This is a genomic window from Polaribacter dokdonensis (assembly GCF_024362345.1).
GTDB classification, from domain to species: Bacteria; Bacteroidota; Bacteroidia; order Flavobacteriales; family Flavobacteriaceae; genus Polaribacter; species Polaribacter dokdonensis.
Window position 1 is genome coordinate 433,597 of sequence record NZ_CP101505.1, and the last position, 22,003, is coordinate 455,599.

The 22,003-nt window shown below is 29.1% G+C and carries 19 protein-coding genes; 9 read left to right on the top strand and 10 right to left on the bottom strand.

Going from position 1 to position 22,003, the window contains the following annotated elements:
- The first annotated feature begins 26 nt into the window (after nucleotides 1–26).
- Nucleotides 27–764 (top strand): DUF6503 family protein, encoded by a 738-nt coding sequence (locus tag LPB302_RS01990; protein ID WP_053974674.1) that lies wholly within the window; start codon nucleotides 27–29, stop codon nucleotides 762–764.
- Nucleotides 765–814: 50 nt separating this feature from the next.
- Here LPB302_RS01990 and LPB302_RS01995 read toward each other — a convergent pair whose 3' ends face one another.
- A complete protein-coding gene (locus LPB302_RS01995; protein WP_053974675.1) occupies nucleotides 815–1,312 on the bottom strand; it encodes a SixA phosphatase family protein in 498 nt (165 codons plus the stop codon).
- A gap of 88 nt (nucleotides 1,313–1,400) precedes the next feature.
- Complete coding sequence (clpB, locus tag LPB302_RS02000) at nucleotides 1,401–4,007, bottom strand: ATP-dependent chaperone ClpB (protein WP_053974676.1); 2,607 nt, start codon at nucleotides 4,005–4,007, stop codon at nucleotides 1,401–1,403.
- 163 nt (nucleotides 4,008–4,170) lie between these two features.
- On the opposite strand from clpB, the gene ytxJ reads away from it, so the two are divergent.
- From ytxJ to LPB302_RS02035, 7 genes are all read left to right on the top strand, one after another.
- Nucleotides 4,171–4,572, top strand: coding sequence for a bacillithiol system redox-active protein YtxJ (ytxJ, locus tag LPB302_RS02005; protein WP_053974677.1), 402 nt, complete (start codon nucleotides 4,171–4,173; stop codon nucleotides 4,570–4,572).
- 58 nt (nucleotides 4,573–4,630) lie between these two features.
- On the top strand, nucleotides 4,631–6,181 hold the full coding sequence (locus tag LPB302_RS02010; RefSeq protein ID WP_053974678.1) for a DEAD/DEAH box helicase: 1,551 nt from the start codon (nucleotides 4,631–4,633) through the stop codon (nucleotides 6,179–6,181).
- A gap of 447 nt (nucleotides 6,182–6,628) precedes the next feature.
- Nucleotides 6,629–8,026 (top strand): type III PLP-dependent enzyme domain-containing protein, encoded by a 1,398-nt coding sequence (locus LPB302_RS02015; RefSeq protein WP_053974679.1) that lies wholly within the window; start codon nucleotides 6,629–6,631, stop codon nucleotides 8,024–8,026.
- A 16-nt stretch (nucleotides 8,027–8,042) separates the two neighbouring features.
- On the top strand, nucleotides 8,043–8,984 hold the full coding sequence (speB, locus tag LPB302_RS02020) for an agmatinase (RefSeq protein WP_053974680.1): 942 nt from the start codon (nucleotides 8,043–8,045) through the stop codon (nucleotides 8,982–8,984).
- Between the two features lie 3 nt (nucleotides 8,985–8,987).
- On the top strand, nucleotides 8,988–9,761 hold the full coding sequence (locus LPB302_RS02025) for an RMD1 family protein (protein ID WP_053974681.1): 774 nt from the start codon (nucleotides 8,988–8,990) through the stop codon (nucleotides 9,759–9,761).
- Nucleotide 9,762: 1 nt separating this feature from the next.
- Nucleotides 9,763–10,731: a deoxyhypusine synthase family protein gene (locus tag LPB302_RS02030; protein ID WP_053974682.1), complete on the top strand. Its 969-nt coding sequence runs from the start codon at nucleotides 9,763–9,765 to the stop codon at nucleotides 10,729–10,731.
- 38 nt (nucleotides 10,732–10,769) lie between these two features.
- Nucleotides 10,770–11,048, top strand: a complete 279-nt coding sequence (locus LPB302_RS02035; RefSeq protein WP_053974683.1) for a hypothetical protein — start codon at nucleotides 10,770–10,772, stop codon at nucleotides 11,046–11,048.
- A gap of 71 nt (nucleotides 11,049–11,119) precedes the next feature.
- Here LPB302_RS02035 and LPB302_RS02040 read toward each other — a convergent pair whose 3' ends face one another.
- The 5 genes from LPB302_RS02040 to LPB302_RS02060 form a co-directional block, all read right to left on the bottom strand.
- Complete coding sequence (locus LPB302_RS02040; protein ID WP_053974684.1) at nucleotides 11,120–13,321, bottom strand: M1 family metallopeptidase; 2,202 nt, start codon at nucleotides 13,319–13,321, stop codon at nucleotides 11,120–11,122.
- Nucleotides 13,322–13,463: 142 nt separating this feature from the next.
- On the bottom strand, nucleotides 13,464–15,575 hold the full coding sequence (locus LPB302_RS02045; protein WP_053974685.1) for a M1 family metallopeptidase: 2,112 nt from the start codon (nucleotides 15,573–15,575) through the stop codon (nucleotides 13,464–13,466).
- Nucleotides 15,576–15,600: 25 nt separating this feature from the next.
- A complete protein-coding gene (locus LPB302_RS02050; protein ID WP_053974686.1) occupies nucleotides 15,601–16,098 on the bottom strand; it encodes a DUF6702 family protein in 498 nt (165 codons plus the stop codon).
- 29 nt (nucleotides 16,099–16,127) lie between these two features.
- A complete protein-coding gene (locus LPB302_RS02055; protein WP_053974687.1) occupies nucleotides 16,128–16,937 on the bottom strand; it encodes a carboxypeptidase-like regulatory domain-containing protein in 810 nt (269 codons plus the stop codon).
- 75 nt (nucleotides 16,938–17,012) lie between these two features.
- The gene (locus LPB302_RS02060; RefSeq protein ID WP_053974688.1) at nucleotides 17,013–17,786 is read right to left on the bottom strand and encodes a BamP family beta-assembly machinery protein; all 774 of its coding nucleotides are present in this window, start codon (nucleotides 17,784–17,786) and stop codon (nucleotides 17,013–17,015) included.
- Nucleotides 17,787–17,922: 136 nt separating this feature from the next.
- Between LPB302_RS02060 and pepE the strand changes: the two genes are divergently transcribed.
- Nucleotides 17,923–18,624 (top strand): dipeptidase PepE, encoded by a 702-nt coding sequence (gene pepE, locus LPB302_RS02065; protein ID WP_053974689.1) that lies wholly within the window; start codon nucleotides 17,923–17,925, stop codon nucleotides 18,622–18,624.
- 61 nt (nucleotides 18,625–18,685) lie between these two features.
- Here pepE and ribB read toward each other — a convergent pair whose 3' ends face one another.
- From ribB to lolA1, 3 genes are all read right to left on the bottom strand, one after another.
- Entirely contained in the window at nucleotides 18,686–19,828 is a 1,143-nt protein-coding gene (gene ribB / locus LPB302_RS02070; protein ID WP_053974690.1) for a 3,4-dihydroxy-2-butanone-4-phosphate synthase, read from the bottom strand.
- 2 nt (nucleotides 19,829–19,830) lie between these two features.
- The gene (locus LPB302_RS02075) at nucleotides 19,831–21,276 is read right to left on the bottom strand and encodes an LptF/LptG family permease (RefSeq protein WP_053974691.1); all 1,446 of its coding nucleotides are present in this window, start codon (nucleotides 21,274–21,276) and stop codon (nucleotides 19,831–19,833) included.
- A gap of 62 nt (nucleotides 21,277–21,338) precedes the next feature.
- A complete protein-coding gene (gene lolA1, locus LPB302_RS02080; protein WP_053975347.1) occupies nucleotides 21,339–21,995 on the bottom strand; it encodes an outer membrane lipoprotein periplasmic chaperone LolA1 in 657 nt (218 codons plus the stop codon).
- Nucleotides 21,996–22,003: the final 8 nt, after the last annotated feature.

Below are 22,003 nucleotides of genomic sequence, written 5' to 3' on the forward strand. Positions count from 1 at the left end.
ACTTATTTTTCAAAGAAACTCATTCAATGCGCTTTATATACATACTAATAGTAGCTCTTTTTATTTCTTGTAAACCAAATAAAGTTACGTTAACAGCTCAAGAAATTATAGATAAAAGCATCCATGCTTCTGGAGCTCAAAAAGTTGCTTCTTCAGAAATTTCATTTCGATTTAGAGATAAAAAATATAAGGCAATTCGAAAAAATGGAGTTTTTAAATTGTTTAGAACTTTTAAAGAAGATTCTATAAATATAGATGAATCTATTTCTAATTCTAGTTATCAAAGATTGATTAATGAAAAGCCAACCAAGGTTGCAGATTCAATGATTACAAATTACAGTAACTCTATTAACTCTGTTCACTATTTTTCTGTTTTACCTTTTGGATTAAATGATAAAGCAGTTAATAAAAAGCTATTGCCTTCAAATACTGTAAATGGAGTTCTTTATTATAAAGTAGAAATTACTTTTGATGAAAATGGGGGAGGAGAAGATTTTAATGATGTTTTTATTTATTGGATTAATCAAGAAAACTTTCTAATAGATTATTTAGCTTATGCTTATGAAACAAATGGAGGAGGAAAAAGATTCCGTGTTTTAAAAGAGCAATGTTCTATAAAAGGAATTCGTTTTGTTGATTACTATAATTATAAACCTTCTGCTGCAGATACTAAATTAATTAACTTAGATAAGTTATTTGAAGGCAATAAGTTAGAAAAGGTATCTGAAATAATACTTGAAGATATAGAAGTCGATTTTAATTAAAATATATTGTTAGAAATGGACTAAAAATCAATTAATATTTTATTAAAAAACTATTCTACTTTTTTAGTTTCACTCGTAATTTTATCTCCTTTTATAGTAACAATAAATAAAGTTGAGTTATCATCATCAGACATGTTAGGGTATTTATCTTCGCCTAAAATTTTATTAGCAAAAACAGGTGTAGTATTGCTGTGACCAACTACTAAAACCGATTTTCCTTTGGTAATTTTCTGGAAAATAGAATCGTACATACTTCTTGGATCATAAGTATCAACTTTTAAATTATTGCTTAAGGCAGTTGGTGTAGCTGTTTGTATGGTTCTATTATAGTTGGTAGAATACACAGCATCAATTTGAGTGTCCTTAAAATATTCTGCCCAATTTTGAGCTCTTTTTTCTCCTTCAATATTTAAATTAGGATTTCTATCTCTAGGATTTGTTCTATCTTTTTCTGAATGACGAATTAAATAGTAAGTAGTGGTTTCGTTTGCTGTACAACTTATTAGTAAAGTGAAAGTAAATACAAATAATAGAAAAAATTTCTTCATAATAGATAGGTTAGGCTGCTAATATACTTAAAAAAGAAAAGTGATGTTTTTTCAAACATCACTTTTTCTAACTTAACTATTTAATAAATTAGTTCTCAACCAAATCAGATTGATTTCTAAAAACTAATTTATCATCAAAAGCATCTAACAAAATAATGCTATCAGTGGTAATTTTACCTGCAAGTATTTCTTTAGAAAGTTGATTCAATACTTCTTTCTGAATTACTCTTTTTACAGGCCTTGCTCCAAATTCTGGCTGATAACCCTTTTGTGCAAGGTAAGTAATAGCTTCATCTGTAGCATCTAATGTAATTTCTTGTTTACCAATCATTTTCTTTAATTGCTCTATCTGTAATTTAACAATTTCAAAAATATCTGACTTATTTAAAGGTGTAAACATAATTACATCATCTATTCTATTTAAAAACTCTGGTCTAACAGATTTCTTTAACAAACCTAAAACTTCAATTTTTGCCAATTCTGTAACCGCATCTAAATCTGCTTTAGGATCAGCGAATTTTTCTTGAATAATATGGCTTCCCATATTTGATGTCATGATTATAATCGCATTTTTAAAGTCTGCAACTCGTCCTTTATTGTCTGTTAATCTACCTTCATCTAAAACTTGTAAGAGTACATTAAACGTATCTGGATGTGCTTTTTCAATTTCGTCTAAGAGTACTACAGAATAAGGTTTTCTTCTTACAGCTTCCGTTAATTGTCCTCCTTCATCATAACCTACATAACCAGGAGGAGCACCTACCAATCTACTAACAGAATGACGTTCTTGATACTCACTCATATCAATTCGTGTCATGGCATTTTCATCATCAAATAAATATTCTGCTAATGCTTTTGCCAATTCTGTTTTACCAACACCAGTAGTACCTAAAAATAAGAAACTACCAATTGGTTTGTTAGGATTTTGTAAACCAGCTTTAGATCTTCTAACAGCATCAGAAATAGCTACAATTGCTTCTTCTTGACCTACGACTCTTTTATGTAATTGATCTTCTAGTTTTAGCAACTTTTCACGCTCAGATTGTATCATTTTAGTTACAGGAATTCCTGTCCATTTTGCTACAACTTCTGCTATATCATCTAAAGTTACTTCTTCTTTAATTAAAGATTTTTCGTTTTGATTTTCTAGTAAAACCTTTTGATAAGCCTCTAAATCTTCTTGAGCTTTTTTAATTTTACCATATCTAATCTCAGCTACCTTACCATAATCTCCTTCACGTTCTGCTTTTTCTGCTTCAGATTTAAAATCTTCAATAGCTGCTTTGGTATTCTGAATATTATCTACAACCTCTTTTTCAGATTTCCATTTTGCATTTATTTCATTACGTTCTTCTTTTAGGTTTGCTAAGTCTGAGCGTAAAGATTTTAATTTAATTTCATCTTTTTCACGTTTAATGGCTTCAATTTCAATTTCCAACTGCATTACTTTTCTATCCAAAACATCTAATTCTTCTGGTTTAGAGTTGATTTCCATACGTAATTTAGATGCAGCTTCATCCATTAAATCAATGGCTTTATCTGGTAAAAAACGGTTGGTGATATATCTTTGAGACAATTCTACAGCACCAATTATTGCTTCGTCTTTAATACGAACTTTATGATGCGTTTCATACTTTTCTTTAATTCCTCTAAGTATAGAAATGGCACTTTCTGTATCTGGTTCATTTACTTGTACTTTTTGAAATCTGCGTTCTAGAGCTTTATCTTTTTCAAAATACTTTTGATATTCATCTAAGGTAGTAGCACCTATTGCACGTAATTCTCCACGAGCCAATGCTGGTTTTAAAATATTTGCAGCATCCATTGCTCCTTGTCCACCTCCAGCACCAACTAAAGTGTGAATTTCATCAATAAATAAAACGATATCTCCATCAGAAGTTGTTACTTCTTTAATTACTGCTTTTAAACGCTCTTCAAACTCTCCTTTGTATTTTGCACCAGCAATTAAAGCACCCATATCTAGAGAGAAAATTAATTTATCCTTTAGATTTTCTGGTACATCACCATCTACAATTCTATGAGCTAAGCCTTCTGCAATAGCTGTTTTACCTGTACCAGGTTCACCAACTAAAATTGGATTGTTTTTTGTTCTACGTGATAAAATTTGAAGTAATCTTCTAATTTCTTCATCTCTACCAATTACAGGATCTAGCTTGTTTTCTTGCGCAAGCTGATTTAAATTTTTAGCAAACTTGTTAAGAGAGTTATATGTTTCTTCTTGGTTTTGTGAGGTAACATTTTCTCCTTTTCTCAATTCTTCAATTGCAGCTTTTAAATCCTTCTCAGTAACTCCTTGATCTTTTAAAACCTGAGCAATTTTACTTTTAGATTTAAAAATGGCAAGAATTAAATGTTCTATAGATACATAATCATCTTTCATGCTTTTGGCAATAATAGATGCTTCATTTAAACTCGTTCCAGCTTCTCTAGATAACATTAATTCAGCACCAGAAACTTTTGGTAAACTTTCTAATTGCTTGTCTAAAATTTGAGTTATCAAACCTAGATTAATGTTCAATTTCTTCAATAAAAAAGGTAAAACATTTTCATCAACTTGAGTTAAAGCTTTAAATATATGTTCGTTTTCTATTTGATTATGACCAAACCCTTGCGCAATTTGTTGCGCCATTTGAATGGTCTCTTGTGATTTTGTTGTATAGTTATTAAAATTCATTTTCTATTCTTATTTTCAATTTTCAGATCGATTATAGCAATATTAGTACCATCATAAATATAAGAATAAAATCAGTCAATTTGTCTTAAAAAGGCTGTAAATGCTGACTTTTTGACTGATTAAGTTTTGTATCTTTGTACTCTAAAATTACAAAAAGTAAGCTATGGGTATATTTAACAATATGTTTGGAAAAAATGATAAAGACAATGCTAAGTCTGAAAAAAAGACATATTTAAATTGGATTCCTTTAACAGATATTTCTCAATTAGATGAAATTAAACAGATTTCTAAAACAGAATCCGTTTTAATTTTCAAACATTCTACAAGATGTGGAATTAGTAGTATGGTTATTAAACAATTTGAAAAGCTTTTTCAAGAAGAGCATCAAAATTTAAAAGTTTATTATTTAGATTTATTGAGGTATAGAGATATTTCTGATGAAGTGGGTTACACTTTTCAAGTTATGCATCAATCTCCACAACTTATTGTTGTTAAAAATGAAGTTTCTGTATTTAATGCCTCTCATTATGAAATAACTTTAGCAGATTTAACCAAATTTGTATAGTGAAACTTGCATTAAACCTTATTTAAGTCTTACTTTTGTATCTTAAATTTTTAAAATTTTGGCAGAAAACAGTACTTCAGAAAAGATTGTAGGTAAAGAACTATATGGATATCAAAAAGATGCACTTCAAGAAATTTTTCAAAGGTTTGAAAGTGCACCTAAAGATTATCACTTATTATATCAATTACCAACTGGAGGTGGAAAAACTGTAATCTTCTCAGAAATTGTAAGACGTTATATTAAGACCTTTAAAAAGAAGGTTTTAGTGCTTACCCATAGAATTGAATTAAGTAAACAAACTTCTAGAATGTTAAAGGAGTTTGGTGTACGTAATAAAATTATAAACTCAACTGCAAAACTAGATGATCAGCATGATTTTGAATGTTTTGTTGCCATGGTTGAGACTTTAAAGAATCGTTTAAATGATGAAAAACTAGATATTTCTGATATTGGTTTAGTAATTGTTGATGAGGCTCACTATAATTCTTTTACTAAAATATTTAAGTTTTTTAATGATTCTTTTATTCTTGGAGTAACAGCAACACCTTTAAGTTCTAACATTAAATTACCAATGTATGAGAACTATCAAGAATTATTTGTAGGTGAATCTATTCAAGATTTAATAGATAATGGCTATTTAGCAAGAGCTAATATGTATTCTTATAATGTTGGTTTAACATCATTAGAAGTTGGGGCTAATGGAGATTATACAGTAAAGTCTTCTGAAGATCTTTATACTAATACAGACATGCTTACCAAGCTTGTTTCTGCATATGAAGAAACTGCAAAAGGTAAAAAGACCTTAATATTCAATAATGGTATTAATACCTCTATTCAGGTGTTTCATGCATTTAAAAAGGCAGGTTACCCAATTGCACACTTAGATAACACCAATACCAAAAAAGAACGTGAATTAATTTTAAAATGGTTTCATAAAACACCAAATGCAATTATTACCTCTGTTAGTATTTTAACTACAGGTTTCGATGAGCCTAGTATTGAGGCTATTATTTTAAATAGAGCAACAAAGTCATTGACACTTTATTATCAAATGATTGGTCGTGGTTCGCGTATTTTTGGCGATAAGAATACTTTTGATGTTGTAGATTTAGGAAACAACTTCTATAGATTTGGTCCTTGGGGAGCAGATTTAGATTGGCAAAAAATGTTTAGGGCTCCAGATTATTATTTAAATGCTATTTTATCTGATGAGGAAATAGAAAGCACATTTAGATATGAATTACCTGCAGATGTTAAAAAAGAATTTGCAAATTCTGAAGATACTTATTTTGATATGAAAGCTGTTTATATTGATACTATTAGATCTGGTGAGTCTTCTAAGCGTGTTTTAGAGAAGTCGATAGCACATCATGCAAAAATGTGTATCGAAAATAGTGAAGATGTATTTGATGCTTTAATTCTAGCAAAAATGCTAGGAGAGGAGATAGATGATAGAATTAATAGATATGCAAAATGTATCTCTAAAAGCACACACAATTTTGTAACCTGGTTAAAGGATGATTACAGAAAGAAGTTAAACTCTTATCTAAGAGAAAATTTCGATGAAGAATATGAGAAGATTTTTGGTCATCCACCAATTGAAGAATAAAAACACTAAAAGCTCTGAATTTTCAGAGCTTTTTTAATATAATTTAGTTTATTATTTTTCATTAACTTTTTATTTTATTGCGTTTTATAACTTTGAAAAAATAAAATCAAAAAAAATCATTTTTTTTTAGAAAATGTTTTTTGTATTAAAAAATAATTTACTTTTGATTTGCTTTTTTAAGTCGAATGTTACGTTTTACTTATTTCGGAATTGATTATTTACAGGAGATGATAAATAATTATTATGCATTTTGGAAATGCGACGAAAAAATTAAGGTTTCTCCACTAACTTATATTATATTTTTGCTTCTTTCCTCTAAGTTGCATGTAGTTTACTTACAAATATTACAGTGATAATTTAAAATTTTGTAGAAGTTTTATACTTGTTCTAAACCTTTGGTTTTAAAGAATGAGTTCATTTATACTATAATTATTTTAAAATAAAAAAGTGAACACTAAATACATAGATTTAATTGAACAAACGTTCGATTTTCCTCAAGAAGAATTTAATATAGAAAATAATAAGCTTATTTGGCATGATATAAATTTAATGGAGTTAGCTGCAAAATATGGAGCACCTTTAAAATTTACATACTTGCCAAAAATTTCAGAGAATATCAATAAAGCAAAAGGTTGGTTTCAAAATAGTATTGATAAACATAACTATAAAGGAAAATACTATTATAGTTATTGTACAAAAAGTTCTCATTTTAAACATGTTTTAAATGAAGCTTTAAAAAACGATATACATATAGAAACTTCTTCTGCATTTGATATTGATATAGTAAATAAACTAAAATTAGAAGGTAAAATAAAAAACTCTACATATGTTATTTGTAATGGTTTTAAAAGAGATCAATACATTAAAAACATCGGAGATTTAATAAATTCAGGCCATAAAAAATGTATACCAATAATTGATAATTATGAAGAATTACCTTTATTACAAAAAGAAACTTCAGAAAAATTACTAGTTGGTATAAGAATAGCATCAGAAGAAGAACCTAAGTTTGAATTTTATACATCAAGATTAGGTATTGGATATAAAAACATAGTTACTTTTTATGAAAGAGAAATTGCCTATAATGAGCAGGTAGATCTAAAAATGCTTCATTTTTTTATCAATACAGGTATTAAAGACAATGCCTATTATTGGAATGAACTAATGAAATGTTTAAATGTTTACATCAATTTAAAACGCGTTTGTCCAACACTAGATAGTTTAAATATTGGAGGAGGATTCCCTATCAAAAACTCTTTGGCTTTCGATTATGATTATGCTTATATGATTGATGAAATTATTAATCAAATTAGTAAAGCTTGTGCAGAGGCAAAGGTTGATGTTCCTAATATTTTTACAGAATTTGGCAGTTTTACAGTTGGTGAATCTGGTGCAGCTATTTATGAAATATTGTACCAGAAAAAACAAAATGATAGAGAACGTTGGAATATGATAAACTCATCATTTATAACAACTTTACCTGATTCTTGGGCTATAAATAAACGTTTTATAATGTTACCAATTAATAAATGGAATCATAAATACGAACGTGTTTTACTAGGTGGTTTAACTTGTGATAGTGATGATTATTACAATTCTGAACAACACATAAATGGTATTTATTTACCTATTTATGAAAAAGAAAAACCCTTGTATATAGGCTTTTTTAACACTGGTGCTTACCAAGAAACTATTGGTGGTTTTGGAGGTTTACAGCACTGTTTAATTCCACATCCAAAACATCTTATTTTAGATAGAGATGAGGATGGAAACCTAACAACAACAATATTTAAAGAACAACAAAAAAGTAGCGAGTTGTTATCAATTTTAGGTTACAATAGCTAAACAACATAAAATTAAAATGGCAACAAATAAAACATATGCTGGAATTGGAGAAGAGTTCTCTAAGCTAGCAACATCAAAAATTGTATTAATTCCTGTTTCTTATGATGGAACTAGTACTTGGCAAAAAGGAGCAGATAAAGGACCAAAAGCATTTTTAGAAGCTTCAGAAAATATGGAGTTATATGATATTGAAACTGATACTGAAGTATACAAGCAAGGTGTTTTTTTAGCTGATGAAATTACAGCAAAAGACTCACCAGAAGCAGTAGTAGATGATGTACATGAAACAACAAAAAAATACATCAACAGAAATAAGTTTGTTACGGTTTTTGGTGGAGAACACTCTATTTCTATAGGAACTATTAGAGCTTTTAACGAGTGTTTTTCAAACTTAACTGTGTTACATTTAGATGCTCATGCAGATTTAAGAGCCTCTTATGAAGGAACTAAATACAATCATGCTTGTGCTGTGTATGAAGCGAATTCTACAACTAATTTAGTGCAAGTTGGAATAAGAAGTATGGATATTTCTGAGAAAAGAGAAATGAATTTAGATAAGGTTTTCTTTGCTCATGATATGGCTGTTAACGAAGATTGGATGGATGATGTAATCGATCAATTAACCACGAATGTTTTTATAACTTTTGATTTAGATGCTTTAGATCCGTCAATTATGCCATCAACAGGTACTCCAGAACCAGGTGGGTTATTTTATTATGAAACTTTAGAGTTCTTAAAACGTGTTTTTGAAGAGAAAAATGTGGTAGGTTTTGATATGGTAGAACTTTGCCCAAATGAAAATGAAAAATCATCAGACTTTTTAGCAGCTAAATTATTTTACAAAATGTTAAGCTATAAGTTTTCTTCTAATGATGATTTTTATGATTCAGATTCAGAAGATGATAATAAAACAACTTTTAGCAAATTATCTAAATTTAAAGACGAAGACGATTTCTAAACAATGAACAAAGAATCTTTCTCAGTTGTAGCTTTACATGTTGGTAAAAATATAGCAATTAAAGAGGCCAGAAACCTTTTTAATTATCAATTAATAAAGAGAGAAGCATCATTTTTACTTTATGAAGCATCAGACAATGCATATGTGTACATAAAAGACTATGGTAGTATTGTTTTTTATAATTGTAAAAATGATATAATAAATCAATTTTTGAAGAAAATTTCGAAAAATGAAAACTATGGAATGAAATATTATAATAAAGAAGAATACCAAGTTTATAAATCTGAAAATTTAGAGGTTGATTTTAATGCTGTCTACTTAAATAATTTTGATATTGATTTCCTTCACATTATAATGCTAAACTTAGCACAATCAGTAGCTTTAGAAGCTTATGTGAAAAAGACATCAAGTTTATATGAGAGTACATTAGTTTACACAAAACAACTAGAGTTTAAAGGAAGAATAAATCTTTCCAAAATAAAAATGAGAAAATTTATTGGAAAGACGTTAAATATTAAAAACACCATAACTGAAGAACTATTTGTTTTTGATACTTCAAACCTTGCATGGTCTAATGAAAGTTTGTCTTTGTTAGATACTAAACTGAAAGAAGAATTAGATATAGAAAAACGATTTAAAGGCTTACACTTAAGCTTAGATACAATTAAAGAAAACTTAGATTTATTTAACGAATTATCTCAACATAAATACAGTAGTATGTTAGAATGGATAATAATTATATTAATCCTTTTTGAGGTAGTTCAAATATTTGTTTAAAATGAACAAACCAATTACAAACTTTATAGAAAAATACTTTTTGCATTTTAATGCTGCTGCTTTAGTAGATGCTGCAAAAGGGTATGAAAACCAACTAGAACAAGGTTCTAAAATGTTGGTTTCTTTAGCAGGGGCTATGAGCACTGCAGAATTAGGTAAAATATTTGCAGAAATTATTAGACAAGACAAAGTTCACATTGTTTCTTGCACAGGCGCAAATTTAGAAGAAGATGTTATGAATTTAGTAGCACATTCGCATTACAAAAGAGTTCCTAATTATAGAGATTTAACTCCACAAGATGAATGGGATTTATTGGAAAAAGGTCTAAACAGAGTTACAGATACTTGTATTCCAGAAGAAGAAGCGTTTAGAAGAATACAAGAGCATATTGTAAAAATATGGAAAGATGCAGAAGCTAAAGGAGAACGTTTTTTTCCTCATGAGTTTATGTACAAACTATTATTATCTGGTGTTTTAGAAGAATATTACGAAATAGATATTAAAGACTCTTGGATGTATGCTGCTGCAGAAAAAAACTTACCAATGGTAGTTCCTGGTTGGGAAGACTCTACAATGGGTAATATTTTTGCATCTTATGTGTTAAAAGGTGAGTTAAAAGCAAGTACTATGAAATCTGGTATAGAATACATGACCTTTTTGGCAGATTGGTATACAGATAATTCAGACAATGGTATAGGTTTCTTTCAAATAGGAGGAGGTATTGCAGGTGATTTTCCAATCTGTGTAGTACCTATGTTGTATCAAGATATGGAAAGAATAGATACACCTTTTTGGAGCTATTTTTGTCAGATTTCTGACTCAACAACTAGTTATGGTTCGTATTCTGGTGCAGTACCTAACGAAAAAATCACATGGGGTAAATTAGATGTTAATACACCAAAATTTATCATAGAAAGTGATGCTACAATTGTTGCACCATTAATTTTTGCATATTTGTTAGAAATGTAATTAATAAAAACTTTGTGTATAAATAATAAATAGAAAATATGAAACGAGTAATTGTAGACTATGCAAAATTAACTAAAGACATATTAGATATGTTATTAGAAAAATATCCAGATGGTTATGATTATGAAGATATTATTACCTTTAAAAATGCTAAAGGTGAAAATGTTAAAGCAGTAGAATTAAGAACAGAAGATACTGTATATTTAGTAAAGGTAAGTTCTAAACTGGAAAATGCTATGGAAGAATATGCAGAGGATGAAGATTTTTTTGATGATAATGATGATTTTGATGTAAATCTACCTGAAGATAAAGATTAATTTTTTTCTTTTTATAAATAAAAAACCTCGCAAAATTGCGAGGTTTTTCTGTTCAAATAACAAAAAGTATCTTATCCTTTTGTCTTATTTTTAAACTGATCAAATTTATCAGCTTCTGGCTTAGGCCAGCTGTTATTAGAAGTATCAACATCTGCAGTTTCCATATCTGGATCTACTTTGATACTTTTAATTTCTTGCGTAGAAGAGAATACTCTCTTTACTGTGTTGTCATCTCTCATCCAAATTTGAGCTGGAAAAGTTTCTCTTTTTGTAGAACCATCTGCATAAGTTAATTCTACAATTAGAGGCATTACTAAACCACCTGGCTTTTCGAATTCTACAGAATAGATATAAGAAGGTATTTCTTTACCATCTGCATATTTATCCATCGCTTTTGGATTAGCATCTTCTTTTTTGTCTGTAATATATACTAGGTCTCCTAAATTGTCAAAATACTGCTTGTATTGTTGTTTTAATTTAGTAACTCTTTCACTTGGTTTATCTGTTAAATATAATGGCTTAACTTCTTTAATACCTATGTCTGTAACATCTGTAGTGTAAAACCATCCTCTCCAAAACCAATCTAAATCCATACCAGAAGCATCTTCCATAGATCTAAAGAAATCTTCAGGTGTTGGGTGTTTAAACATCCATCTTTGAGAGTACGTTCTAAATGCATGGTCAAATAATTCAGGACCCATAATCGTTTTACGTAACATGTATAAACCAGCTGCTGGTTTAGAGTACGCATTTGGACCAAATTGCTTTACATAATCTCCTTGAGACATAATAGGAGAGATGTTAGACTGATCTCCACCCATATATCTTGTAATGTCTTTTGCTGGGTTTGAAGCAAACAATTCTGCATCATATACGTCTTCAGCTAAAATTTCTACAAACGAGTTTAAACCTTCATCCATCCATGTCCATTGTCTTTCATCTGAATTTACAATCATTGGAAAGAAGTTATGACCAACTTCATGAATAATTACTCCTAACATTCCTTTTTTAGTTCTGTCTGAATAAGATCCATCAGGATTTGGACGACCAAAGTTGAAGCAAATCATTGGGTACTCCATTCCTTGTCTTTCTGAATGTACAGAAACAGCTTTTGGATAAGGATAATCAAAAGTTAATTTTGAATATTCTATTAAAGTAGTTGCAACAGCTCTTGTTGAATGTTCTTCCCATAAAGGGTTACCTTCTTTTGGGTATAATGATGTAGCCATAATTGTGTTACCATTTACGTTTACAGCCATAGCATCCCAAATGTATTTTCTTGATGTAGCAAATGCAAAGTCTCTAACTTTTTCAGCTTTAAACTTCCAAGTTTTTGTGCCAGTTGCACGTCCTTTTTCAGCTTTTTCTGCTTCTTCTTGAGTTACAATTAAAACAGGATTGTCAAAGCTTTTTCTAGCCTTGTCATAACGTTTACGTTGTGTTCTAGTTAAAACATCTTTTTCATTCTGTAAAGTTCCTGTAGCTTCTACAATATGATCTTCAGGTACAGTTAAGTTTACTTCATAATCACCAAATTCTAATGCAAATTCAGATCTACCCCAGAACTGCATGTTTTGCCATCCTTCTACATTGTTGTAAACTGCTAATCTTGGAAAAAACTGAGCAATTGTATAATTGTTATTACCATCATCAAAAGATTCTAGTCCTGATCGACCACCATCTTTGTTGATATCATTAATTTTATAGTTCCATTTAATGCTAAATTTAAAAGTTTCACCAGGAGCTAATGCTTTTGGTAAATTAATTCGCATCATAGTTCTATTAATGAAATGAGATAATGGTTTCCCATCTGTCATTACACTTTCTATTTTAAAACCAAATCCTTTACCTTCATTCATGTAAGTAGATTTAAAGTTGTCTGGTGTAATAAAAGCTGAAGCTGAATTAGATCTTGCCAAAGGCGTTTTAGAGTCATCTGCTCTCATGTTTTGATCTAACTGAACCCATAAATATTCTAAATCGTCTTTAGAGTTATTGTGGTAAGTAATATTTTCACTACCATAAATTTTGTTATTTGCTTCGTCTAAACGAATGTCCATAACATAATCAACCTTTTGTTGAGTATATTGATGACCTGGTGCACCTGATGCAGTATGCTGATCATTTGGAGTTGCTAAAACATCTTTTAGTTGCCTAAACTTGTTTTCATCAGTGTGACCTAGTTGTGTTTTCTTTTTTTCTTTTTGCTCTTGTGCTATCGAAGCTGTAGCAATAAAAAACAAAGAAAAAACTAGTAAAGAGATTTTTTTCATTTGTATTGATTTGAATTAAGTAGCTATAAAATTACTGATATTTAAACAATTTTAAGAAATTGTTAAAAATTTTAACAAACCTTTATCATAAAAAAAAGGCAATATGATTTCATATTGCCTTTTTCTTTAAGTTGAATGAAAATTATCCCTTCATTTTCTGTTTGAATTTGTCAAATTTATTTGATGTTTCTCTAGGGAAAGAGTTGTTAGAAGTATCTACATCTGCAGTTTCTAAATCAGGATCTATCATTATACTTTCTATTTGTTTAGAAGAAGTAAATACTTTGGTTACTTCCTTATCATTATATCTCCAAATTTGAGCAGGATAAGTCTTTTTCTCTTTTGTACCATCCTTGTAAGTAAACTCAACAATAATAGGCATTACTAAACCCCCTGGTTTTTCGTAAGTAATTTCATAATGATATTTATCATTAGTATCAGCAAAACCTAAACCAGCTGAAGAATCTTCTACAAATTCAACAATATTATTATTTTCTTTTGTTGTAAATTTCTTTACACCTTTTACACCAATATCTGTAACATCTGTAGTGTAGAACCAACCTCTCCAAAACCAATCTAAGTCTATACCAGAAGCGTCTTCCATAGTTCTAAAGAAATCTGCAGGTGATGGGTGTTTAAACATCCATCTTTGAGAGTAAGTTCTAAATGCGTGGTCAAACAATTCTTTACCCATAATTGTTTCTCTTAAAATCCATAATGCTGTTGCTGGTTTACCATAAGCATTAGAACCAAAGCTATATACATTATCTCCTTTAGACATAATTGGAGCAATTCTAGATTGATCTCCAGACATATATCTTACTATATTTTTAGGATACCCTCTTACAATAGGAAAATCTTTATCATAATCTAATTCAGCTAACATTTCCATGTATGAGTTTAATCCTTCATCCATCCATGTCCATTGTCTTTCGTCTGAATTAACAATCATAGGAAAAAAGTTATGACCCACTTCATGAATGGTAACTTTTATCATTCTATATTTCATTCTGTCTGAATAACCACCATCTGGTAAATCTGGTCTTCCAGGATTGAAACAAATCTGTGGATATTCCATTCCCATTTGTCCATCAACAGAAATTGCTTTATGGTAAGGATAGTCAAACGTATATTTAGAATATGTTTTTAATGTTTGTGCTGCAGCTCTTGTAGAATGATCTCCATACAAAGGGTTTGCTTCTTTAGAATATAAAGATTCTGCCATTACTGTTTTACCATTAATGTCTACAGCCATTGCATCATATATAAATTTTCTTGATGTTGCAAATGCATAATCACGTACGTTTTCAGCAATAAACTTCCAAGTTTTTGTTTTTGTAGCTTTTGACTTTTCAATCTTTTCAGCTTCTTCTTGAGTTCTAATTACTACAGGATTATCAAAACTTTTTCTAGCTTTTTCTCTTCTTTTTAATTCTTGCTTTGAAAAAACCTCTTTAGGATTTTGTAAAACTCCTGTTGCTCCTAACATATGATCTTCAGGAACTGTGATATTTACTGTGAAATCTCCAAATTCTAAGGCGAATTCACTTCTTCCCCAAAATTGGTCATTTTGCCATCCTTCAACATTATCGTAAACACACATTCTTGGATAGAATTGTGCAATTACATAGTTGTTATTATTATTTTCAGTAAAATGCTCATAACCAGATCTACCACCATCTGTTCTGTGGTTATTAATGTTGTACCACCAAGAAATATTAAATTCGAAAGTAGCACCAGAAGCTAAAGGCTCTAATAAATTAATACGCATCATAGTTTGGTTAATAGTGTGAGATAAATTACTACCATCTTTATTGGTAACACTCATAATATTAAAACCACCATCAAAACGTTCTTCAGGAAAAGCTCTGTTAAATCTGTTTTTGCTAATTCTTTTTGGAATTGAGTTTGGAGAGATGTCTGGAGTTTTTGAATCTGCAGCTCTCATATTCTGGTCTAGTTGTACCCATAAATACTCTAAATCATCTTTAGAATTGTTATGATAGGTAATGGTTTCTGAACCAGTGATTTTTGTTTTGGCATCGTCTAAAACAATATCCATTACATAATCTACTTTTTGCTGAGTGTAAGCAGTACCTGGTTTACCAGAAGCTGTTCTTTCTAAGTTTGGTGTTGGTAATTCTTGTTTTAATTGTTTAAACTTATTTGTATTTACATGCCCTTGCTTTGTTATTTGCCCATAAGTTGTGGCTGCAAACAGAAATGAAAGCATTACTAATCCAAATTTTTTCATAAATATTGATTTTGGGTTTGTTAAGTTAAAATTTTAATAGGGTAGAACTTTCGTCTTTTGTAAGTAAAACACTTTTATTTTTCTTACCTACTTTAGACTTGATAAGGTTCTGTTGTTCTGGAAAATGTTCGAGAAGTAATTGATTAGAGACATCAATTGATTTGACTTCATTGATGTTTTCAATCTCTAAATAAAAAAACACTAAATCTCCATCATATTCTTTGCCAAGATAATTAAAGTTTTTTGCTTTACCATCAACTTTAAAATTCAGTTTATTTTTTAAATATTTTTCGAAATAAATATCGTTATTTTCTAATTCTCTTTTGGTAGTTAATTGCAAATCGATATTATAATCTTTATTCAGAGCAAGCTCTATATCATCCATAAAAACATTGATAATAATTTGTACTGCTTTAGCTTCGCTCTTGTAATTTATTTGAGTTAAACTTAAATAGTATTTATGTGCAGTAAATGATAATAGTGGCAGGGCTACTAATAATAGTAGGTGTATTTTTAATTTCATAAAAATGTAAAAACAATTATTGAGCCAAATTACTCTTTTTTTATGAGTTTAAGGTAAGATATGCTTTCTGCTCTTAATATTTTTATTAGCTCTAACATTCTATTTTCTTTGTGTAAATCTTCTATTCCTAAAGGGTTACAGTATTCTAAAAAGTGGAAGTAATTATCAATAGGAATTTTTAATTCATCAAAGAAAAACTTTTCTCCTAATTCTGACATTATTTTATAAGGAAACTGTCTTTTTTGATTCAACTTATTTCTTAATGCCCATAAGCGTTCAGAATGTTTAAAAGGCATACCAATTTTGGCTCCAGCACCAGCCATTGGCATTGCACCTTCCATTGTATTTACTAATGGAGGTTTGGCTTTAGAAATTTCATCTATAGTAAAATCTTTCTCTTTAAAATTAACGTTAGAGAAATCCATTACTTTATTTAATAAAGAATCTTGTACATCTCTTGGAACATCTTTAGTATCTATACCCAATCTACCTAATAAATTGTTTCTTTTTAACTCAAATTCATCTAAGGTATAAACATTGGTTTTTAGTTTAATATCTAACTCTCTTTTATCAATAATTTCTTCTGATATATAGACTTTTTTTCCTTTGTATTGTATAGAAGAAACTCTTAAAGTATCTCCTTCAGAAACAAAAATTCTATACAAACCTTCATCACTAGAAAAAGTACCTTGATATGTATTTAAGTTAATAATATTTGCATTTTTAATTGCACCTAAAGAATCAGTGACTTTACCAGTAATAATATATCTCTTCTTTTGTGAATGTGCTGTAAACACTACTGATAGCATTAGTAAAGAAAATAGTAATATTCTTTTCATAGAGTTAATAGGCTAGTGATGTTCTTTTATATAACTTGAAAATTACGCAATATTTTGATACAATTTTTATAAAAATCAATTTTTTTGAAGTAGGGTAATTTCAGTTTTATTCTTTTGTGGAAATGTTTTACTCTCTCTCATTAATATTGCAGTCACTTTAATTTTATCATCTTTCTTAAATAAATTGATGACATTTTTTTTGAAACAGTAGTTTAAGAATACATTGATTTCATCTTGTTTAATATTTAAATCAGTAATAAAGAAATCATCTGTATAATGCTTTCTAATTTTTGCTAACATTTGATCTTCATAGGTTAATTTCTTTAGCATTTTTTTTCTTCTATTGCTTCCATTTAGAGCACCTATTAAATTTTCTAAATTTATTGCAGCTCCAGATTGAAGACTTACTATGCTTTCATCTTTCTTTGCAACTGTATTAGCATAAGGTAGATTAAGTGTTTTAGCATTTACAGTTGGTGGTTTAACATATTGCTTATCAACATAAAAAATACCTGTAGATCTTTCAAAGGTAATTTCATTCAATTCATTAATTTTTTCTTCTAAATGAATTATAACTGATTTACTCTTAAAAATTTCTGGAGTAATTATGAGTTCTTTTTTTTGAAGGTTGATGTGAGATACAAACAAAGTATCATTGATTGAAACAGGAATTTCAAAGGTTCCTAAATCATTGGAAGCAGAACCTTGATTTGTGTTTTTGTTGATAATATGCACATCAGCAATTACCTCATTTTGAAACAATATAGTTCCAGATATGATATTCTGTTTTTTTTGACTAAAGGAAACAACAGATATAAATAAAAAGTAGAGTAGTAGTTGATTTTTCATTGAAACAAAGAAACCTTAAGACCTCTTAAAATTCTATTAAGACATTTATAAACTTTTGTTAACGGGCTTTAATTCAGTTGTTTTTTGTGATGATTTTAAGAATTGGAATCCATAAAAATTGACTTATTTTTGAAGTATGAAGAAAATGATCATTGCAAGTACATCTACAATTTATGGAGGCAAGTACCTTGAGTATTTATTACCAACCTTAAAATCATTTTTTAAGGAAGCAAAAACAATTTTATTTATACCTTATGCAAGACCAAGTGGAATAACCTATGATACTTATACAGCTATAGCACAAGAAGCATTTGGCTCTATTGGAATTGATGTAAAAGGAATTCATGAATTTAAAAATGCCAAAGAAGCAATAAAAAATGCTGAAGGTATTTTTACTGGTGGAGGAAATACTTTTGAATTGGTAAATCAATTATATAAAAATGATGTACTAGAAACTTTAAAAGAAGTTTTAGAACAAGGTACACCTTATTTGGGTACAAGTGCTGGTAGTAATATTTGTGGAGTAAACATGAAAAACACTAATGATATGCCAATTGTTTATCCACCAAGTTTTAAAACATTGGGTTGTATTTCTTTTAATATCAATGCTCATTATTTAGATCCTATTGAAGGAAATACACATATGGGTGAAACTCGAGAAACTAGAATTAAAGAATTTCACGCTTTTAATGAAACTCCAGTTTTAGGTTTAAGAGAAGGTAGTTGGCTAGAGGTGAATGCTAATAATATTTCGTTAAAAGGTAATTATACTGCAAGATTATTTGAAAAGGACAAAAAGCCAGTTGAATTAGAACTTGGTAAAATTGCTATTATTTAAAATAGGAGGTAAGCTAAAAGAATAAAATAAAAAGGGATAATTTAAATTATCCCCTTTTTTATTAATACGTTACATAATCTACAATTTCTAAACCATACCCAATCATACCAACTCTTTTCGCTTGTTGATTGTTAGTTAATAGTTTTAATTTGCTGATATTTAAATCGTGCAAAATTTGAGCTCCAATACCAAAATCTCTTTGATCCATAGCAATTGCAGGTGCTTTAAGCTCTCCTTTTTTCTGATTTTCCTTCAGAATATTTAATCTGCTTAATAAGTTTTTAGATTGATTTTGTTGATTGATAAAAAGAATGGCTCCTTTACCTTCATCATTTACAACCTGAAACATTTGGTCTAATTTTTTATCTGCATTATTTGTCAATGTTCCTAGAATATCATTGTTTACCAATGTTGAATTTATTCTTGTTAGAACTCCATCTTCATTAGTCCAAGAACCTTTTGTTAAAGCAATATGTACTTGATTATTAGTTGTTTGTTGGTAGGCTCTTAAACGAAATTTACCAAAACGTGTTTCAATTTCAAAATCTTCTTTTTTCTCTATTAAAGAATCGTGTTCCATTCTATAGGCTACTAAATCTTCAATAGAAACTATCTTAATATCAAACTTTTCAGCAACCTTTAAAAGTTGTGGTAAACGCGCCATTGTTCCATCCTCATTCATGATTTCTACAATAACTCCTGCTGGTTGTAAACCTGCTAATCTTGCAAAATCTATAGCTGCTTCTGTATGACCTGTTCTTCTTAAAACTCCACCTTCTTTTGCTTTTAAAGGAAAAATATGACCTGGTCTGGCCAAATCGAAAGGTTTAGTGTCTTTGTCTATTAAAGCATTTATGGTTAAAGCTCTATCTGAAGCAGAAATACCTGTTGTAACACCTTTTCCTCTTAAATCTACAGAAACTGTAAATGCAGTTTCCATAGGATCTGTGTTGTTATTCACCATCATTCCTAACTCAAGCTCTTTACAACGCTTTTCTGTTAATGGTGTACAAATTAACCCTCTACCATGAGTAGCCATAAAGTTTACCATTTCTGGAGTTACTTTTTCTGCAGCTGCTAAAAAGTCACCTTCATTTTCTCTATTCTCATCATCAACAACAATAATAACTTTACCATTTCTGATATCATTTATTGCTTCTTCAATAGTATTTAACTGCGTTTGATTTGCTGGTTTTGTTGTCATATCTAATTACCTTTTTTAGGTAGTATTTTTTTGAAAAAATTAGTTACTGGTTGTAAGAAAGAATTCAAATTGAATATTCCCTTATCTTTTGTGGCTCTGTTTGTTAGTAAAATTGCAAATGGAATCATTAAAATGGCTGATATCCAAGAACCTAACATTGAAGATATTGAACTTTCTTCTGCTAGATTTTTACCAAAAGTATTTGTAAAGAAGTACAATACATACACTGCAATTGCTAAAATCATTGGTAAACCAAATCCTCCTTTTCTTATAATAGAACCTAAAGGAGCACCTATAAAAAATAGAATTACACAAGATAAAGAAAAGGCAACTCTATTATAATATTCTGTATCATAAAAGTTTACCATTTTTCGATTCCATTTTATACTATCTAAATTATTATTTAGTGTACTTACAACTCTAGTAGATTTTGTTAATGCTGAGTTTAATATTGTAATTTTTTCTTGTAATTCGAAATTATCTATAGTAATACTGTCTAAACTTTTGTTTACTAAAGAATCAGGATATTTATATAAATCTTTAGCATAAGTGCTTATATAAATGTTTTTAGCTCTTAATTCTAAAACTTCATCGTAATTAATTTTTAACTTAGGTATAGTATCTTTAATTTCTTCTAAAGTGAGCATCATTGGTAATGTTGCTGAATTTATAGAGTCTAATTGGCCTTCATCTAAAGTATCTCCTATATCAATATTAAACTCATACTCCTTAAAAGTGGCACTAGAGGCTGCCATTTTTTTACGTTTTAAAGTTGTTCTTGCAGTTTTAACGTGTTCTTCATAATAATTACCATTGTATAAAATGAAAGTCATGTATCTACTTCCTTCTTCAGTAACTATTTTTCCACTTTCTGCAGTTATAACCTTTTGATTTCCTCTATTACTAGTTAAATCATAGATTAATACTTTCTTAAGAAGATTTTCTTCTTCTCCATATTTTTCATCAAATTTTATTTGATAACCAGGAATATCTGCATTAAAACTTCCAGGTACTAATGCTAAAGCTGGTTTTTTCTTTTTAATGTTTAAATATAGATTTCGCTGTTTTTGATTGGCATAGGGAAAAACATTGTTTAAAAAAAGAAAGTTTAGACCACTTAAAGCGATTGCTAAAATTCCAATAGGTCTTACTAATCTTTGTAAAGAAACTCCTGCTGATTTTGCTGCTGCAAACTCATAGTTTTCACCAAGATTACCTAAAGCCATTATAGATGATAATAGCACACCAATTGGTAGTGCTTGTGGTATTATCATTAAAGTTGTGTAGTATAAAAATTTAAGGATAAAAATAACACTAATCCCTTTACCAGCAATGTTTTCGAAGGCTTGCCATAAAGCTTGCATTACCAGTACAAAAAGTACTATAAGAAAGGTAGCTATAAATGGAACTAGAAAGCTCTTTAAGATGTATTTATCTAAAATCTTCATAAAAAAACAAAAATAGCATCTTAATAATTAAGATGCTACTAATTTTCTGTTAATTGAAATAATTAATCAATCGTGTATTTTTGTTTTAGATATTTCTCTCTATCAAACGTAAAGAAACTGTCTGAAAGTGGTTGATTACTTTTAAATGAAGTAATTGTAAAACTTGTCTTTGCTCCATTAGAACCAGTCTGAATTAATTTATAAATGTGCTTTGTTTTTGCATCTACACCCAATTCAACTTTAATGATATCTGAATCACTATCAATTGGATTTAAAGTTACAAATTGAATTTTTCTTCCTTTCAAATTTACAAGTTTTCCCATCTCAAAATTATAACCTTCTTTGTAAAAACTTAATAATTTAGAAGGATAAATAAAACCATCATCTGCATCCATATCTCCTTCTGAAGTTGAAATTTCTTTTTCTTCGTTATTAATTACATATAACTTTTTACCATCATAAATAAAACGATTTCCAAGATACATTAAACTGTACTTTTCTCCTTTTAAGTTAATTTCACCTCTAATTGGTGGTTCATCTCCTTCTTCAATACCTGCTTCTTCATTACTTAATGTCTGACTAAAACCTATAAACATATTGTCATAGGCTGACATTTTTGAAGAAACTTCATCTAACAACGTTTTAGCTTCTAAAGAGTTTTGTGAAAAAGTTAAACTTGTTAGAAACAAGCTAAAAAATAATACTACGAATTTTCTCATGTTTTGTT

Bases quoted from the DNA above. Each gene is read 5' to 3' on its own strand.
- LPB302_RS01990 (WP_053974674.1), top strand. From the start codon at position 27: ATGCGCTTTATATACATACTAATAGTAGCTCTTTTTATTTCTTGTAAA.
- LPB302_RS01995 (WP_053974675.1), bottom strand. From the start codon at position 1,312: ATGAAGAAATTTTTTCTATTATTTGTATTTACTTTCACTTTACTAATA.
- clpB (WP_053974676.1), bottom strand. From the start codon at position 4,007: ATGAATTTTAATAACTATACAACAAAATCACAAGAGACCATTCAAATG.
- ytxJ (WP_053974677.1), top strand. From the start codon at position 4,171: ATGGGTATATTTAACAATATGTTTGGAAAAAATGATAAAGACAATGCT.
- speB (WP_053974680.1), top strand. From the start codon at position 8,043: ATGGCAACAAATAAAACATATGCTGGAATTGGAGAAGAGTTCTCTAAG.
- LPB302_RS02025 (WP_053974681.1), top strand. From the start codon at position 8,988: ATGAACAAAGAATCTTTCTCAGTTGTAGCTTTACATGTTGGTAAAAAT.
- LPB302_RS02030 (WP_053974682.1), top strand. From the start codon at position 9,763: ATGAACAAACCAATTACAAACTTTATAGAAAAATACTTTTTGCATTTT.
- LPB302_RS02035 (WP_053974683.1), top strand. From the start codon at position 10,770: ATGAAACGAGTAATTGTAGACTATGCAAAATTAACTAAAGACATATTA.
- LPB302_RS02040 (WP_053974684.1), bottom strand. From the start codon at position 13,321: ATGAAAAAAATCTCTTTACTAGTTTTTTCTTTGTTTTTTATTGCTACA.
- LPB302_RS02045 (WP_053974685.1), bottom strand. From the start codon at position 15,575: ATGAAAAAATTTGGATTAGTAATGCTTTCATTTCTGTTTGCAGCCACA.
- LPB302_RS02050 (WP_053974686.1), bottom strand. From the start codon at position 16,098: ATGAAATTAAAAATACACCTACTATTATTAGTAGCCCTGCCACTATTA.
- LPB302_RS02055 (WP_053974687.1), bottom strand. From the start codon at position 16,937: ATGAAAAGAATATTACTATTTTCTTTACTAATGCTATCAGTAGTGTTT.
- LPB302_RS02060 (WP_053974688.1), bottom strand. From the start codon at position 17,786: ATGAAAAATCAACTACTACTCTACTTTTTATTTATATCTGTTGTTTCC.
- pepE (WP_053974689.1), top strand. From the start codon at position 17,923: ATGAAGAAAATGATCATTGCAAGTACATCTACAATTTATGGAGGCAAG.
- ribB (WP_053974690.1), bottom strand. From the start codon at position 19,828: ATGACAACAAAACCAGCAAATCAAACGCAGTTAAATACTATTGAAGAA.
- LPB302_RS02075 (WP_053974691.1), bottom strand. From the start codon at position 21,276: ATGAAGATTTTAGATAAATACATCTTAAAGAGCTTTCTAGTTCCATTT.
- lolA1 (WP_053975347.1), bottom strand. From the start codon at position 21,995: ATGAGAAAATTCGTAGTATTATTTTTTAGCTTGTTTCTAACAAGTTTA.